At 69.3% G+C, this 14,512-nt stretch carries 14 protein-coding genes; 11 read left to right on the forward strand and 3 right to left on the reverse strand.

What is annotated here, in order from left to right; all coding sequences use genetic code 11:
- Window positions 1-8 precede the first annotated feature (8 nt).
- Together BJ980_RS15285 and BJ980_RS15290 are read right to left on the reverse strand one after the other, a co-directional pair.
- Entirely contained in the window at window positions 9-422 is a 414-nt protein-coding gene (locus tag BJ980_RS15285; RefSeq protein WP_179503080.1) for a globin domain-containing protein, read from the reverse strand.
- A gap of 186 nt (window positions 423-608) precedes the next feature.
- A complete protein-coding gene (locus BJ980_RS15290; protein ID WP_179503081.1) occupies window positions 609-1,925 on the reverse strand; it encodes a citrate synthase in 1,317 nt (438 codons plus the stop codon).
- 342 nt (window positions 1,926-2,267) lie between these two features.
- Here BJ980_RS15290 and rplM point away from each other — a divergent pair, with 342 nt between their 5' ends.
- The 4 genes from rplM to BJ980_RS15310 all read left to right on the forward strand — a co-directional run bounded on the left by rplM (window position 2,268) and on the right by BJ980_RS15310 (window position 5,507).
- Window positions 2,268-2,711: a 50S ribosomal protein L13 gene (gene rplM, locus BJ980_RS15295; RefSeq protein WP_179503946.1), complete on the forward strand. Its 444-nt coding sequence runs from the start codon at window positions 2,268-2,270 to the stop codon at window positions 2,709-2,711.
- A 14-nt stretch (window positions 2,712-2,725) separates the two neighbouring features.
- Window positions 2,726-3,238, forward strand: coding sequence for a 30S ribosomal protein S9 (gene rpsI, locus BJ980_RS15300; RefSeq protein ID WP_179503947.1), 513 nt, complete (start codon window positions 2,726-2,728; stop codon window positions 3,236-3,238).
- Between the two features lie 119 nt (window positions 3,239-3,357).
- Window positions 3,358-4,710: a phosphoglucosamine mutase gene (glmM, locus tag BJ980_RS15305; protein WP_179503082.1), complete on the forward strand. Its 1,353-nt coding sequence runs from the start codon at window positions 3,358-3,360 to the stop codon at window positions 4,708-4,710.
- A gap of 80 nt (window positions 4,711-4,790) precedes the next feature.
- A complete protein-coding gene (locus BJ980_RS15310; RefSeq protein ID WP_179503083.1) occupies window positions 4,791-5,507 on the forward strand; it encodes a DUF8017 domain-containing protein in 717 nt (238 codons plus the stop codon).
- Between the two features lie 5 nt (window positions 5,508-5,512).
- Here the strand turns inward: BJ980_RS15310 and coaA are convergent, their stop codons facing one another.
- Window positions 5,513-6,490 (reverse strand): type I pantothenate kinase, encoded by a 978-nt coding sequence (gene coaA, locus BJ980_RS15315; RefSeq protein WP_179503084.1) that lies wholly within the window; start codon window positions 6,488-6,490, stop codon window positions 5,513-5,515.
- A 56-nt stretch (window positions 6,491-6,546) separates the two neighbouring features.
- Here coaA and glmS point away from each other — a divergent pair, with 56 nt between their 5' ends.
- From glmS to BJ980_RS15350, 7 genes are all read left to right on the forward strand, one after another.
- Complete coding sequence (gene glmS, locus BJ980_RS15320; protein WP_179503085.1) at window positions 6,547-8,391, forward strand: glutamine--fructose-6-phosphate transaminase (isomerizing); 1,845 nt, start codon at window positions 6,547-6,549, stop codon at window positions 8,389-8,391.
- A gap of 7 nt (window positions 8,392-8,398) precedes the next feature.
- Entirely contained in the window at window positions 8,399-8,749 is a 351-nt protein-coding gene (locus BJ980_RS15325; RefSeq protein ID WP_179503086.1) for a holo-ACP synthase, read from the forward strand.
- 6 nt (window positions 8,750-8,755) lie between these two features.
- Window positions 8,756-10,174, forward strand: a complete 1,419-nt coding sequence (locus BJ980_RS15330) for an NAD(P)H-hydrate epimerase (protein ID WP_179503087.1) — start codon at window positions 8,756-8,758, stop codon at window positions 10,172-10,174.
- A gap of 113 nt (window positions 10,175-10,287) precedes the next feature.
- Window positions 10,288-11,466 (forward strand): alanine racemase, encoded by a 1,179-nt coding sequence (gene alr / locus BJ980_RS15335; protein WP_179503088.1) that lies wholly within the window; start codon window positions 10,288-10,290, stop codon window positions 11,464-11,466.
- Complete coding sequence (locus BJ980_RS15340; protein ID WP_179503089.1) at window positions 11,463-12,524, forward strand: alpha/beta fold hydrolase; 1,062 nt, start codon at window positions 11,463-11,465, stop codon at window positions 12,522-12,524. The genes alr and BJ980_RS15340 overlap by 4 nt, the downstream gene beginning before the upstream one ends.
- A complete protein-coding gene (gene tsaE / locus BJ980_RS15345; protein ID WP_179503090.1) occupies window positions 12,521-13,447 on the forward strand; it encodes a tRNA (adenosine(37)-N6)-threonylcarbamoyltransferase complex ATPase subunit type 1 TsaE in 927 nt (308 codons plus the stop codon). The genes BJ980_RS15340 and tsaE overlap by 4 nt, the downstream gene beginning before the upstream one ends.
- Window positions 13,429-14,511: a tellurite resistance/C4-dicarboxylate transporter family protein gene (locus tag BJ980_RS15350; RefSeq protein ID WP_179503091.1), complete on the forward strand. Its 1,083-nt coding sequence runs from the start codon at window positions 13,429-13,431 to the stop codon at window positions 14,509-14,511. Before tsaE ends, BJ980_RS15350 begins: the two co-directional genes overlap by 19 nt.
- Window position 14,512: the final 1 nt, after the last annotated feature.

Consider the following 14,512-nt stretch of genomic DNA (forward strand, 5'->3'; position numbering starts at 1 on the left):
GCCGTGAGTCAGGCAGCCGCGCGCTGCCCGGCGAGCATCGTCGAGGCGACGACCTCGAAGTACTCGGCCCAGGCCGCCGCCACCTCGTCGGTGAACGTCTCGCCCAGGCCGGTGGCCAGCGTCTGCAGGAGCGCCGCCCCGACGGTGGCATAGTCCTCGGCCCGGGCGCCGTGGCCGGCGTGCTTCGCGCCCAGCTCGGCCACGGTGGGTGCCACCGACTCCCAGTCCGCCAAGGCGTTGACCGCGACCCCCAAGGTCTTCATCAGCTTGACGCGCTGCTCGGTCATGTCCTCGGCGAACAGGCTGCGCAGCTCGGGGGCTCGGGTGAAGAGGTCGTCGTAGAAGATGATCGCGGCGTCGTCGGCGATCGGCAGGACCAGCTCGAACGTGGACTGGACGAGGTGCACCTGGTGCGGGGTCATCGGACCTCCTGGAGCGGGGTGGAATGGTCCGACCACGCTAGGAAGCGGACACCCGGGTGGGGGTTTCTGATCGGTGAAGGCTCCGGAACCTTCTGCTCACGACCTCACACGACCCCCGCAGGACGCCGTAGAAATGCGACAGGGCCCCGACGCCGTGGCGTCGGGGCCCTGCTGGTGCCGGTGAGGTCAGGCCCAGCGCTCGCTGGACGCGACGAAGTCGAGCTTGCGCTCGCCGGTGTAGATCTGCTTCGGACGAGCGATCTTCTGCTCCTTGTCCTGGACCAGCTCGAGCCACTGGGCAAGCCAGCCCGGCGTACGGCCGATCGCGAAGAGGACGGTGAACATCTCCGGCGGGAACTGGAAGGCCTCGTAGATCAGGCCCGAGTAGAAGTCCACGTTGGGGTAGAGCTTCCGCTTGACGAAGTATTCGTCCTCGAGGGCGATCTTCTCGAGCTCGAGTGCGATCTCGAGCAGCGGGTTGGTCCCGGTGACCTCGAAGACGTCCTCGGCGGACTTCTTGATGATCTTGGCGCGCGGGTCGTAGTTCTTGTAGACCCGGTGGCCGAAGCCCATCAGGCGCTCGTTGCCGTCCTTCACGCCGTCGATGAAGGCGGGGATGTTCTCCTTCGAGCCGATCCGCCGCAGCATCCGCAGCACGGCCTCGTTGGCCCCACCGTGCAGCGGGCCGAAGAGGGCGCCGACGCCGGCCGAGACGGCCGAGTAGGGGTCGACCTGGGTCGAGCCCACCGAGCGCACCGCGTTGGTCGAGGCGTTCTGCTCGTGGTCGGCGTGCAGGATGAACAGGACGTCGAGGGCCTTGACCAGGCGCTCGTCGGCCTCGAACTTCTTCTCGCTCATCTTGAAGAGCATCGAGAGGAAGTTGGCGGTGTAGCCCAGGTCGTTGTCGGGATAGACGAACGGCTTGCCCTGCGCGTGACGGAACGACCATGCGCCGAGGGTGGGCATCTTGGCGATCATCCGGACGATCTGCATGTGCCGGTTGGCCGGGTCATCGATGTTGCGCGCGTCGGGATAGAACGTCGAGAGCGCGCCCACCGAAGCCATCAGCATGCCCATCGGGTGTGCGTCGTAGCGGAAGCCGTGCATGAACGACTTCACGTTCTCGTGCACGAACGTGTGGTAGGTGATCTCGTGCTCCCAGGCGTCGTATTCCGCCTTGGTGGGCAGGGCGCCGTGGATCAGCAGGTAGGCGACCTCGAGGAAGTTCGACTTCTCGGCGAGCTGCTCGATCGGGTAGCCGCGGTATTCGAGGATTCCCTTGTCACCGTCGATGTAGGTGACTGAGCTGCGGCAGGACGCGGTGTTGACGAATCCGGGGTCGTAGACGGCGAGGCCGGGGGTCTCGTCGTCGGTGCGGATCTTGCCGAGGTCGGCGGCCTTGATGGTGCCGTCGACGATCGGTACGTCGTACTCACTGCCCGTGCGGTTGTCCCTGATCGTGAGGGACTGGTTGTCAGCTGTGACGGCCGGTACGTCGGTCACGTCGGCTCCTGTCGTGAAAGAGTGTCGTGGACTCTCGTATATGTGTCGGTCCCCAACCTATTCGGTTGTGTCTCGGGACACCACGTGGGGTCGTCCATCCCCGCGTTACTGACCAGTACCCGAGACGGACGCGTCGAACACCGCTGCTGGTGGGGCGCACGGCTCGTTTTGACCTCGTCGACGGCCGAACCCTATTCTTGACAGTCGCGTCTCCTGCCGCGCCCGCAAGGGTGCAGACCCGGACGAAGTGGAACCGGGCAGTGTTCGTCAGAAGACGTCAGCACCACCACCCGCCCAGGCATCCCTGGTCGGGCCCAACGAACTGAAGTGGAGCAACTCAAGTTGCGTACTTACAGCCCCAAGCCCGCTGACATCCAGCGCGAATGGCTCGTCATCGATGCCCAGGACGTCGTCCTGGGTCGACTCGCCGTCCAGACCGCGAACCTCCTGCGTGGCAAGCACAAGCCTACCTTTGCTCCGCACATGGACATGGGTGACTTCGTGATCATCGTCAACGCCGAGAAGGTCGCCCTCTCCGGCAACAAGAAGACCACCAAGCTGGCCTACCGCCACTCGGGCTACCCGGGTGGTCTCTCCTCGACCCCCATCGGTGAGCTCCTCGAGAAGGACGCCCGCAAGGCCATCGAGAAGGCCGTCTGGGGCATGCTCCCCAAGAACCGCCTGGGCCGCCAGATGCTGAAGAAGCTCAAGGTCTACTCCGGCCCTGAGCACCCGCACGCGGCCCAGCAGGCCACCCCGTTCGAGATCACGCAGATCTCCCAGTGATTGCAGACAAGGAAATCAACGTGAGCGAGAACGAAAACACCGCCGAGGTCGAAGAGACCTTCGAGACCAACGAAGAGGGCATCGCCTACAGCTCGGAGTCCGCTCCGTCCGCTGACGCGCCCCTCAAGCCGGCCACCATCGCCCCGGCGAACGCCACCGGCCGTCGCAAGGAGGCCGTCGCGCGAGTGCGCCTCGTCCCCGGCACCGGCAACTGGACCGTCAACGGCCGCGAGCTGGACGACTACTTCCCGAACAAGCTGCACCAGCAGGTTGTCAACGAGCCGTTCGCGAACCTCGAGCTCGAGGGTCGCTTCGACGTCATCGCCCGCATCCACGGCGGCGGCATCACCGGCCAGGCCGGTGCGCTGCGCCTCGGTGTGGCCCGTGCCCTCAACGCCATCGACGTCGAGGCCAACCGCCCGTCGCTGAAGAAGGCCGGCCTGCTCACCCGTGACGCCCGCGTCATCGAGCGCAAGAAGGCTGGTCTCAAGAAGGCCCGCAAGGCGCCCCAGTTCTCCAAGCGCTGATCCTGCGCGCCGGGTGACCGGCACCGCTATCGTCGGAAGGCGGCCCGTCCCGGGCCGCCTTCCTTCATTTCCGCCCCTACCTGCCCACGAACCTCATCACGCGACCCAGGAGCGACTACATGGCAAAGAATCTGTTCGGCACCGACGGAGTCCGTGGCCTCGCCAACGGACAACTCACCGCCGAGCTGGCTCTGGACCTGTCCGTTGCTGCAGCGCACGTCCTGGCAGACCGGGGTGAGTTCTCCGGACACCGCCCCGTGGCGGTGGTCGGACGCGACACCCGGATCTCCGGGCAGTTCCTCGAGGCAGCGGTCGTGGCCGGACTGGCCTCGGCAGGGGTCGACGTACTCCTGCTCGGGGTCCTGCCCACGCCGGGCGTCGCCTTCCTGACCGCCTCGCTCGACGCCGACCTCGGCGTGATGCTGAGCGCCTCGCACAACCCGATGCCCGACAACGGCATCAAGTTCCTCGCCCGCGGCGGCGTGAAGCTCGACGACGCGATCGAGATCGCGATCGAGCAGCGCCTGCGCGAGCCGTGGGAACGCCCGACCGGTGGCGACGTCGGCCGGGTCTCCACCTATGCAGCGGCGGTCGACGACTATGCCGCGCACCTGACCAGCACCGTGTCGCGCCCGCTCGAGGGCCTCAAGGTCGTCCTCGACTGCGCCGAGGGAGCGGCCTGGCAGGCCGGCCCGAAGGCGCTGCGCGATGCCGGCGCCGAGGTGATCGCGATCCACGCAGACCCCGACGGACTCAACATCAACGACAACTGCGGGTCCACCCACCTGGGCAACCTGCAGCGCGCGGTGCTCGAGCACGGTGCCGACGCAGGCTTCGGCCTCGACGGCGACTCGGACCGCTGCCTGGCCGTCGACGCGGCTGGCGAGGTGGTCGACGGTGACCAGATCCTGGCCATCCTCGGCCTGTCGCTGCGCGACGCCGGCAAGCTCCCCAACGACGTGGTCGTCGCGACCGTGATGAGCAACCTCGGCTTCGTCCAGGCGCTGAAGGCCAACGGTGTGAAGGTTCGCCAGACGAAGGTCGGCGACCGCTACGTCCTCGAGGCGATGAAGGCCGGCGGCTACGGCCTCGGCGGCGAGCAGTCCGGCCACGTGATCATGTCCGAGCACGCCACCACCGGTGACGGCATCCTCACCGCCCTGCACGTCCTCGAGCGGATGGCCACGACCGGGAAGTCGCTCGGCGACCTGGCGGCCGTGATGACCCGGCTGCCGCAGGTGCTGGTCAACGTCCCCGACGTCGACAAGTCCCGCGCGGACGAGGACCCCGTCCTCGCGGCTGCGGTCGCCGAGGCCGAGGCCGAGCTGGGCGAGGACGGACGCGTGCTCCTGCGTCCCTCCGGCACCGAGGCCCTGGTCCGGGTGATGGTCGAGGCGCCGACGAGCGAGCAGGCCGCTCGGGTCGCCGAGGACCTCGCCTCGGTCGTGCGCGAGCGCCTCGCGCTCGGCTGAACGAGCCGCTCCACCGGTCTCTCCACAGGCACCGCTGAGCTCGGTCGCACCCACCATCCGAGCGTCCTAGGCTCGGTTGCATGAGTCGTGCGCCGATCCCCTCGCTGCGCAGCCTCACCCGGATCCTGGGTGCGGCCAGCGTGGTGCTCGCCCTGACTGCAGCCAGCACCGCAGGCGTAGTGGGATTCCAAGAGACTGCCCCGGTCACGGCCTCGGCCTCCGGGCACGCCGACTGGAAACCTGTGGTGGCGGAGGCGATCGATGCCGGACTGCCCACGACGTACGCCGTGCCCGGCGGCCACGACTGGGTGATCAGCCCGGCGGGAGACGACGTCGCCTTCCCCGGCTCGCACGGACGGCCGAAGGTCACCGGCACCGGCGCGGCGAGGTGGTTCGGCAACGACTGCACCGAGGACGGTACCCCGATCGCCGGCGCCTGGGTGGTCGTCGCAGACCCCGAGCGAGGACGCGCTCGCGAGGTGGCCGTGCGGGAGCTGGAGTCCTGGGCCCGCGGCTATGCCACCAACGACCGGGGACGGATCGCGCCGATGAGCCAGCGCCAGGTCTCCGCGGTCACCCTGGCCGACGGCTCAGCGGCCGTGCAGGCCTCGGTGCGCTTCGACATGTCGGTCTTCGAAGCAGGGTGCGCGGGCAGGACAGCCGAGATGCTGGTGACCTGCCTCGAGCGCGACGGCCGGGTGGTCACCCTGGTCCAGGCCCGCCACCTCGGGGTGCCGCACGCGCTGTCCGAGCGGGCGTGGCGCGGGATCTGGAAGTCGCTGGCGCTGGGCGAGTGAGTCGCTCAGAGCTTGCGGAGCCGCACATAGCGCACGGAGTGGTCCCGGTCCTTGCGCAGCACCAGGTTTGCGCGTGAGCGGGTCGGGAGCACGTTGGCGTTCAGGTTCGGGCCGTTGATGCTGTTCCAGATCCGCTTCGCCTCGACGGTGGCCTCTTCGACGGTGAGGTCGGCATATTTCGAGTGATAGCTCGACGGGTCACGGAACGAGGTCTCGCGCAGCCGCAGGAAGCGCTCGACGTACCAGCGCTCGATGTCGCTGGTCGCGGCGTCGACATAGACCGAGAAGTCGAAGAAGTCGCTGACTGCCAGACCGGTCTTGCCGTCCTCGCGCACCCGGGCCGGCTGCAGGACGTTGAGGCCCTCCACGATCACGATGTCCGGACTCTGCACCACGATCTTGCGGTCGGGCACGACGTCGTAGTCGACGTGGGAGTAGATCGGGGCCTCCACCTCGTCCTTGCCGGACTTGATGTCCACCACGAACCGGAGCAGCGCCTTGCGGTCATAGGACTCCGGGAACCCCTTGCGATCGAGCAGGCCACGCCGCTCGAGCTCGGCGTTCGGGAACAGGAATCCGTCCGTGGTGACCAAGGACACCGAGGGGTGCTCGGGCCAGTGCGCGAGCATCTGCTGCAGCACCCGGGCGGTGGTCGACTTGCCCACCGCGACCGACCCGGCCAGCCCGATCACGAACGGCGTACGCGGGGGAGTGGGGAAGTCCAGGAAGGCCTGCTGGCGGCGGTGCAACCGGCCCGCGGCCTCGACATAGAGGCTCAGCAGGCGCGAGAGCGGGAGATAGACCTGCTGGACCTCGTCCAGGTCGAGCTCGTCGCCGAGCCCGCGGACCCGCTCGATCTCGGTGTTGCTCAACGGCTGGTGCGTGGACTCGGCAAGAGCTGCCCAGGCGTCTCGAGCGAGCTCGATGTAGGGCGAGACCTCACGGCCATGGTCGCGGCTCTCAGAGCCAGCGGGCAAAGACATGATCGGCATTCTTGCAGTTGCCATGAGTGTGGGCTCGGACGGATACACTTCGGCGCATGTGTGGAATCGTCGGCTACGTCGGTAGCAAGCAGGCTCAGGGTGTCGTGATCGAGGGATTGCGACGACTCGAATACCGCGGATACGACTCGGCCGGCATCGCCCTGGTGAACGACGGTTCCATCGCCTCCGACAAGCGCGCCGGCAAGCTGGCCAACCTCGACAAGGCCATCGACGAGCACCCGCTCCCCGCCTCGACCATCGGCATCGGGCACACCCGCTGGGCCACCCACGGTGCCCCCAACGACCGCAACGCGCACCCCCACCTCGGCGGGGAACAGCGCCTTGCCCTGGTGCACAACGGCATCATCGAGAACTTCGCCGAGCTCCGCGCCGAGCTCGAGGCCGAGGGCCACGAGCTGCTCTCCGAGACCGACACCGAGGTCGCCGCCCACCTGCTCGAGCGCGAGCTCGGCAAGGGCGTCGACCTGACCACGGCCATGCAGCGGGCCTGCCAGCAGTTCGAGGGCGCCTTCACCCTGGTCGCCGTCGACGCCCAGGACCCCGACCGGGTGGTGGCCGCGCGCCGCAACAGCCCGCTGGTCGTCGGCATCGGTGAGGGTGAGAACTTCCTCGGCTCGGACGTCTCCGCGTTCATCGAGCACACCCGCGACGCGCTCGAGCTCGGCCAGGACCAGGTCGTCACGATCACCCGCGAGGGCGTCGAGGTCACCGGCTTCGACGGCTCCCCGGCCGAGGGCACCCGCTACCACGTCGACTGGGACCTCTCCGCTGCGGAGAAGGACGGCCACGACTGGTTCATGCGCAAGGAGATCTTCGAGCAGCCCCGCGCCGTCGCGGACTCGCTGCTGGGACGACGTACCGCCGAGGGCCTGCTGCAGCTCGACGAGGTGCGACTGTCCGACGACGAGCTGCGCGACATCGATAAGATCATCATCATCGCCTGCGGCACCTCCTTCTATGCCGGCATGGTCGCGAAATATGCGATCGAGCACTGGTGCCGGATCCCCGTCGAGGTCGAGCTCGCCTCCGAGTTCCGCTACCGCGACCCGATCCTGACCCGCGAGACCCTGGTCGTGGCGATCAGCCAGTCCGGCGAGACCGCGGACACCCTCCAGGCGATCCGGCACGCCCGCGTGCAGAAGTCGAAGGTGCTGGCGATCTGCAACACCAACGGCTCGACCATCCCGCGCGAGTCCGACGCGGTGATCTACACCCACGCCGGTCCCGAGATCGGCGTCGCCTCGACCAAGGGGTTCCTGACCCAGCTGGTCGCCTGCTATCTGCTCGCGCTCTACCTCGCGCAGGTCAAGGGCACCCGCTACGGCGACGAGATCAACGAGTGGATGGACCACCTGGAAGCGATGCCGGCGCACATCGAGAAGGTGCTCGAGAGTGCCGAGGAGATCTACGAGCTGGCCCGCAGCCACAAGGAGACCAAGTCGGTCCTCTTCCTCGGGCGCCACGCCGGCTATCCGGTGGCCCTCGAGGGTGCACTGAAGCTGAAGGAGCTCGCCTACATCCACGCCGAGGGCTTCGCGGCCGGCGAGCTGAAGCACGGCCCGATCGCGCTGATCGCCGAGGGGCTGCCCGTGCTCTGCGTGGTTCCGCCGCGCGGACGCGACCAGCTCCACGAGAAGATGATCTCCGGCATCCAGGAGGTGCGCGCCCGCGGCGCGCACACGATCTGCCTGGCCGAGGAGGGCGACGAGAAGATCCTTCCCTACGCCGACAAGCTGATCACGCTGCCCAAGGTGCCGGTCCTGCTCCAGCCGCTCGTCGCAGCGGTCCCGCTCCAGCTGTTCGCCTGCGAGCTGGCCACTGCCATGGGCAACGACGTCGACCAGCCGCGCAACCTGGCCAAGTCCGTCACCGTGGAGTGAGCGCCAGGTGATCGTCGGGGTGGGGATCGACGTCGTCGACGTTGCGCGCTTCGTCGAGACGATGGAGCGCACGCCCAACCTGCGCGACCGGCTCTTCACCCCTGCCGAGGCCGCCCTGTCGAACCAGTCCCTGGCGGCCAGGTTCGCGGCCAAGGAGGCGATCGCCAAGGCGCTCGGTGCCCCGCCAGGTCTGGGCTGGCACGACGCCGAGGTGGTCAAGGAGGAGTCCGGGCGACCGCGCTTCCAGGTCACCGGCACAGTCCTCGCGGCCTGTGAGGCCGCCGGGTTCAGCTCGATCCACCTCTCGCTCTCGCACGACGGCGGGATAGCCACGGCGTACGTCGTCATCGAGGCGTGATCACCGATGCGCAGCGCTCACAGGGTCGATCAGGTCCGGGCCGCGGAGGTCAGGCTCCTCGCCGCACTCCCTGACGGCGCGCTGATGGCCCGCGCCGCGTCCGGCCTGGCCACGGCGATCATCGACTTCCTGGGTGGTGCCCGGGGGCGCCGGATCGTGCTCCTCGTGGGCTCGGGCGACAACGGTGGCGACGCACTCTTCGCCGGCGCGCTGCTGGCCCGGCGCGGTGCCGGAGTCACAGCCGTGCTCCTCTCACCCGATGCCCATCCGGCCGGTCTCGCGGCGCTGCACCGTGCCGGGGGCACCTCATGCCCCGCGGCAGACTTCTCGGCCCGGGGCACCGTCGACCTGGTCGTGGACGGCATCGTCGGGATCGGTGGGCGTCCCGGCCTGCGGCCCGACGCGGTTGCCCTCCTGGCCGAGCTCGAGGGGGTTCCGGTCGTCGCGGTCGACGTGCCCAGCGGTGTCGGCGTGGACTCAGGTGAGCTGGCGGGAGCGCACGTCACCGCCGACCTGACGGTGACCTTCGGGACGCACAAGCCGTGCCATCTCATCGATCCGGCTGCGGCGCACTGCGGTGTGGTCACCCTGGTCGACATCGGACTCGACCTTCCCACCGCCGATGTCGGCGCCCTCGGGACCACCGACGTGTCGCGGCTGCTGCCCGTGCCGTCGCACCACTCGCACAAGTACACCCGCGGCGTCGTGGGGCTGCGCACCGGTGGCGGCTACCCGGGCGCGGGCCTGCTGTCCACCGCGGGTGCCTCGAGCGGCCTGGCCGGGATGGTTCGCTACGTCGGTCCCGACGGACTCACCGACCAGGTGCGCGCCGCGCACCCGGAGGTGGTCGCCGGTGGAGGGCGGGTGAATGCCTGGGTCGTCGGGTGCGGCTCCGGCGACGAGGCCGGCCGTGAGCTCGACGAGGCGTTGGCCGACGGCGTGCCCGTCGTGGTCGACGCCGATGCGCTGGTGCACGTCCGTCCCGGCATGCCGCGCCTGATCCTGACCCCGCACGCCGGCGAGCTGGCGCGGATGCTGGACGTCGAGCGCGACGAGATCGAGAGTCGGCCACTGCACTGGGTGCGTGAGGCGGCCGCCCACTTCGACGCCGTGGTGCTGCTCAAGGGCAGGCGCACCCTGATCGCCAGGCCCGGCTCGTCGTCGGCGCCCGGTCCTCACGTTTGGGTCAACACCACCGGCACCCCGTGGCTGGCGACAGCGGGCGCAGGGGACGTGCTCGCCGGGCTGATCGGCTCGATCGTGGCAAGCGGCGACCAGGTCGGCCTGGGCCTGCACGATGCGGCCGCCCTGGGCGCTTGGCTGCACGGCGCCGCGGCGACCCTGGCCTCCGGCGGGGGACCGATCACGGCCGGAGACGTCGCCGCCGCGATCGGTGATGCGGTACGCCGAGTCGTCACCGGCTGATCGTGAAGGCCCGACGTACACGCTGATCCGGGTGATCGTGGCACAGGGGGACCCGAACCTGCACGACGTGCCGCGTCGCCGGACCGGAGTCCGGGGATGCAAGAATCGCAGGCATGTCCGCGCGACCCACAAGCCCCGAACAAGGGGCTCGAGCCGAGATCGTGGTCGACCTGGCCGCCATCCGTCACAACGTCCGTCGTCTCCGAGAACTGACCCGCGCCGCCGACCGCTCCGGCCCGAAGATGATGACGGTGGTCAAGGCTGACGGCTACGGCCACGGCATGCACGAGGTGGCCCGGGCTGCCCGCGAGGCAGGCGCTGACTGGATCGGCGTGGCGACCATCGACGAGGCCGTGGCGCTGCGCGACGGCCACGACCGGGGCCGCGTCCTGTGCTGGCTCGGCGTCCCGGGCGAGGACTACGCCTCCGCCATCGAGCGCGACATCGACGTCACCGCCTCCTCGCTCGATCAGCTCCGCGAGATCGCCCGTGCAGCCGAGCAGCAGGGAACCACTGCCCGGGTGCAGCTCAAGATCGACACCGGACTCTCCCGCAGCGGGTGCACCTCGGTCGACTGGCCAGCCTTGACCACGGCCGCACGCGACGCCGAGCAGGCCGGACACGTCCGGGTCACCGGGATCTGGTCCCACCTCGCCTGCGCCGACGAGCCCGAGCATCCGGCCAACGACCGCCAGGAGCAGGTCTTCCGCGATGCGCTGGCCGTCGTCGAGGAGACCGGCCTCACCCCCGAGGTGCGTCACCTCGCCAACAGCGCCGCCAGCGTGCTGCGGCCCAGCGTCCACTTCGACATGGTCCGCTGCGGAATCGCCAGCTATGGCCTCGACCCCGCGCCCGGCGTGACCGAGGACCTGGGACTGGTGCCCGCGATGACCCTGCAGGCACGACTCTCGTTGGTCAAGCGACTCGCGGCCGGCGAATCGGTCTCCTACGGCCATCGCTGGACTGCCGAGCAGGAGACCACGCTCGGACTGGTGCCGGCCGGCTATGGCGAGGGCCTGCCCCGCGCGGCCTCCAACCGCGCCGAAGTCTGGTTCAACGGCAAGCGCCGCCCGATCCGCGGCACCCTGTGCATGGACCAGTTCGTCATCGACCTCGGAGACGACCACGCGACCCCCGGTGAGGTTGTCGAGCTCTTCGGGACCGGCCACGACGGTGCCGTGACCGCGCAGGACTGGGCCGAGGTGGTCGGCACGATCAACTACGAGATCGTCACCCAGATCGGCGGACGCCTGTCCCGGCGCCACGTCGACTCGGAGGCCGGAGCGTCGTGAGCATCGCCAAGAGGATCTTCCAGATCGCCGCGGGCGCCGCAGGTGTGGCCGTGGTCGGTGGAGCCGTCGACGTCGCCCGCCGCCGCGCCGTCATCGCCCGGCGAGGGAGCGGCGAGCACATCGAGCTGGGGTCGCTGCACTCCCCGAGCCACACCGTCGTGGCGGAGGACGGCGTACCGCTGCACGTCGAGATCGACGAAGCCGAGGGTGGTCCCGAGGGCGCCCCCACCCTGGTGTTCGTGCACGGCTATGCGCTGAACCTGGACTGCTGGCACTTCCAGCGCGCCGGCTATCGCGGGCTGATCCGCGCGGTCTACTACGACCAGCGCTCCCACGGCCGTTCGGGCCGATCCCAGGCGGAGAACGCCACCATCGAGCAGCTGGGCGTCGACCTGCGTGAGGTCCTTGCCCAAGTGGTCCCCGAAGGGCCGGTCGTCCTGGTCGGCCACTCGATGGGCGGGATGTCGATCATCGCGCTGGCCGAGGCACACCCCGAGCTCTTCGGCGACCGGATCGTCGGCGTGGCCCTGATGGCCACGACGGCCGGTGGCCTCAAGCCCCACCACGTGCTCCTGCCGATGCTGCCCAAGGGGTTCGGGGGCCAGATGCTCAGCCGCACCATCCTGGGCCTCTCCAAGGGCGCCCGGATGGTCGAGGGCGTACGTCGCCTGAGCAAGGACTTCGCCATCGTGGCGACCGACCGTTTCGCCTTCGGCAGCGACGTCCCCGGCGAATACGTGAAGTTCGTCGACCAGATGCTCGCCAGTACCCCGTTCGACGTGCTCGCCGAGTTCTTCCCCGGCTTCGACTCGCTCGACAAGTTCGCCGTGCTCAACGCGCTCGACCGGATCCCCACCACGATCCTCTGCGGCACCGCCGACCGACTGACCTCGGTGGGACACAGCCGCAAGATGCACTCGCTGCTGCCCCACTCGACTCTCGTGGAGTGCGAGGGCGCGGGTCACATGGTGATCATGGAGCGGCACATCGAGGTCAACAAGGCACTCGACGAGCTGATCGCTGCCGCGGACGAGCACTGGCGGGATCCCGCCGGATGAGCCGCACCACGACTGTCGTCGGGCCCGAGGCAGCAGCCGACGTCCTTGGCGTGATCCAGGCAGCGTTCGGTGCCCGGCCACCGCTGGACCCACCTGCTCCCGCGCTGCTCGAGACGCTCGAGTCCGTCGCCACGGCGCTGGCCACCGACGGTGGCCTGCTGCTCACCGAGGACGGCGTCGCGCTCGGTTCGCTGATCTTCCGTCGCGAGGGCGACACCTTGGTCCTGCGCCGCTTCGGGGTGGTCCCCACGGCACAGGGGTCCGGGGTGGCCGGTGACCTGGTGCGCGCGGCCGAGGAACATGCCCTCTCCCTGGGGATCACCGCGCTCCGTGTGGTGGCTCGTGTCGAGCTGCCCGCCTCCGTCGCGTTCTGGGACCACAACGGCTTCGTCCAAGCCGGTCGCGAGGGCGAGACGCTGCACATGGTGAAGGTCTTCCCGATCAGGCTCGAGCTGCCCACTCCCGAGGCTGCGCACACGTTCGGTCAGCGACTCGCCGCCCTGCTCCGAGCCGGTGACCTGTTGATCCTCACCGGCGACCTCGGTGCCGGCAAGACCACCTTCACCAAGGGCATCGGCGCCGGTCTGCAGGTCCGTGGCGAGGTCACCTCGCCGACCTTCATCATCGCCCGGGTCCACCCCTCGCTGGTGGGTGGCCCGGCGCTGGTGCATGCCGACGCCTACCGGCTCGGGTCCATCGACGAGATCGACGACCTCGACCTGGAGATGACCCTCGCCGAGGCAGTGACGGTCGTGGAGTGGGGCGCCGGCCTGGCCGAGGGGCTGGCCGACGACCGTCTCGAGATCGACATCGTCCGGACCCTGGGCGATGTCAGTTCTGTCGAGGACACCGACGTCCGGCAGGTCGTCGTACGCCCGATCGGGAAACGATGGCTGGACACCCCATGGCACACCCTGACCTGAGCGGGGCGCCGCGACTGACCCGCGGCGTCGCGGCGCTGAGCCCGGGCTACTTCGCGTTCGTGATGGCCTCCGGGATCATCTCCGTCGCGCTGCAGCTGCAGGGCCAGGAACTGCTCTCGCACGCGTTCCTGGCCACCGGCGTGGTGGGTTATGTCGTGCTCGTCGTGCTGACCGGGTGGCGAGCCGTCGCCTTCGGCAGCCTGATGCTGGCGGACTTCCGGGACCCGAAGCGGGCCTTCGGTTTTTTCACCTTCGTCGCCGGCACCAACGTGCTCGGCGCCCGAGCCGGCATGGAGGGGTGGTACGCCGTCACCGCGGTCGCCCTGGCTGTGGGAGGCGTGGTCTGGTTGCTGCTGGGCTACATCGTGCCGTGGAGCGCGGTGATGGGCCGCGAGGAGCGGCCGGTGGTGCTGAGGGCCAACGGCACCTGGTTCATCTGGGTGGTCGCCAGCCAGTCGGTGGCGCTTGTCGCGGCGACCCTGTCCGCCGTCCACGACGCGCACGAGCTCGCGGTCCTGGCGGTGTTGGCCTGGTCGGTGGGCGTGGTCACTTATGCCGCCTCGGCGGTCTTCGTCTCCCTGCGGCTGATGCTCTATCCGCTGGCCCCCGAGGAGTTCGACCCGCCCTACTGGGTCTCCATGGGCGCGATCGCGATCACCGTCGTGGCCGGAGCGAACATCGTGGAGATGGGCTCGACGCCGATGGTCGACGCGATCCGCGGGCTGGTGGCGGGGCTGTCGGTCGTCTTCTGGTGCTTCGCCACCTGGCTGCTGCCGGTGCTCTTCGCCGCCGGCTTCTGGCGGCACGGGCTGCGCCGGGTGCCGCTGCGCTATGAGCCCACCCTGTGGAGCATCATCTTCCCGCTCGGGATGTATGCCGTGGCCAGCATGTCCTTGGGCCGCGCCGACCACCTGCCGTTGGTCGCATCGATCGGTGAGGCCTGGGTGTGGGTCGCGATCGTGGCCTGGATCCTGGTCGCGGCAGGGATGCTGCGACACCTGGTGGTGGGTGGAAGGGCGATCAGCGGGGAGCCAGATGGGCCCCGTTCGGTGCCCGGGCGCTAAT

Source organism: Nocardioides daedukensis (assembly GCF_013408415.1).
In the GTDB taxonomy this organism is placed as follows: domain Bacteria; phylum Actinomycetota; class Actinomycetes; order Propionibacteriales; family Nocardioidaceae; genus Nocardioides; species Nocardioides daedukensis.

Coding starts and splice junctions, on each gene's coding strand:
- BJ980_RS15285 (WP_179503080.1), bottom strand. CDS start 422: ATGACCCCGCACCAGGTGCACCTCGTCCAGTCCACGTTCGAGCTGGTC.
- glmM (WP_179503082.1), top strand. CDS start 3,358: ATGGCAAAGAATCTGTTCGGCACCGACGGAGTCCGTGGCCTCGCCAAC.
- BJ980_RS15310 (WP_179503083.1), top strand. CDS start 4,791: ATGAGTCGTGCGCCGATCCCCTCGCTGCGCAGCCTCACCCGGATCCTG.
- coaA (WP_179503084.1), bottom strand. CDS start 6,490: ATGTCTTTGCCCGCTGGCTCTGAGAGCCGCGACCATGGCCGTGAGGTC.
- glmS (WP_179503085.1), top strand. CDS start 6,547: ATGTGTGGAATCGTCGGCTACGTCGGTAGCAAGCAGGCTCAGGGTGTC.
- BJ980_RS15330 (WP_179503087.1), top strand. CDS start 8,756: ATGCGCAGCGCTCACAGGGTCGATCAGGTCCGGGCCGCGGAGGTCAGG.
- alr (WP_179503088.1), top strand. CDS start 10,288: ATGTCCGCGCGACCCACAAGCCCCGAACAAGGGGCTCGAGCCGAGATC.
- tsaE (WP_179503090.1), top strand. CDS start 12,521: ATGAGCCGCACCACGACTGTCGTCGGGCCCGAGGCAGCAGCCGACGTC.
- BJ980_RS15350 (WP_179503091.1), top strand. CDS start 13,429: ATGGCACACCCTGACCTGAGCGGGGCGCCGCGACTGACCCGCGGCGTC.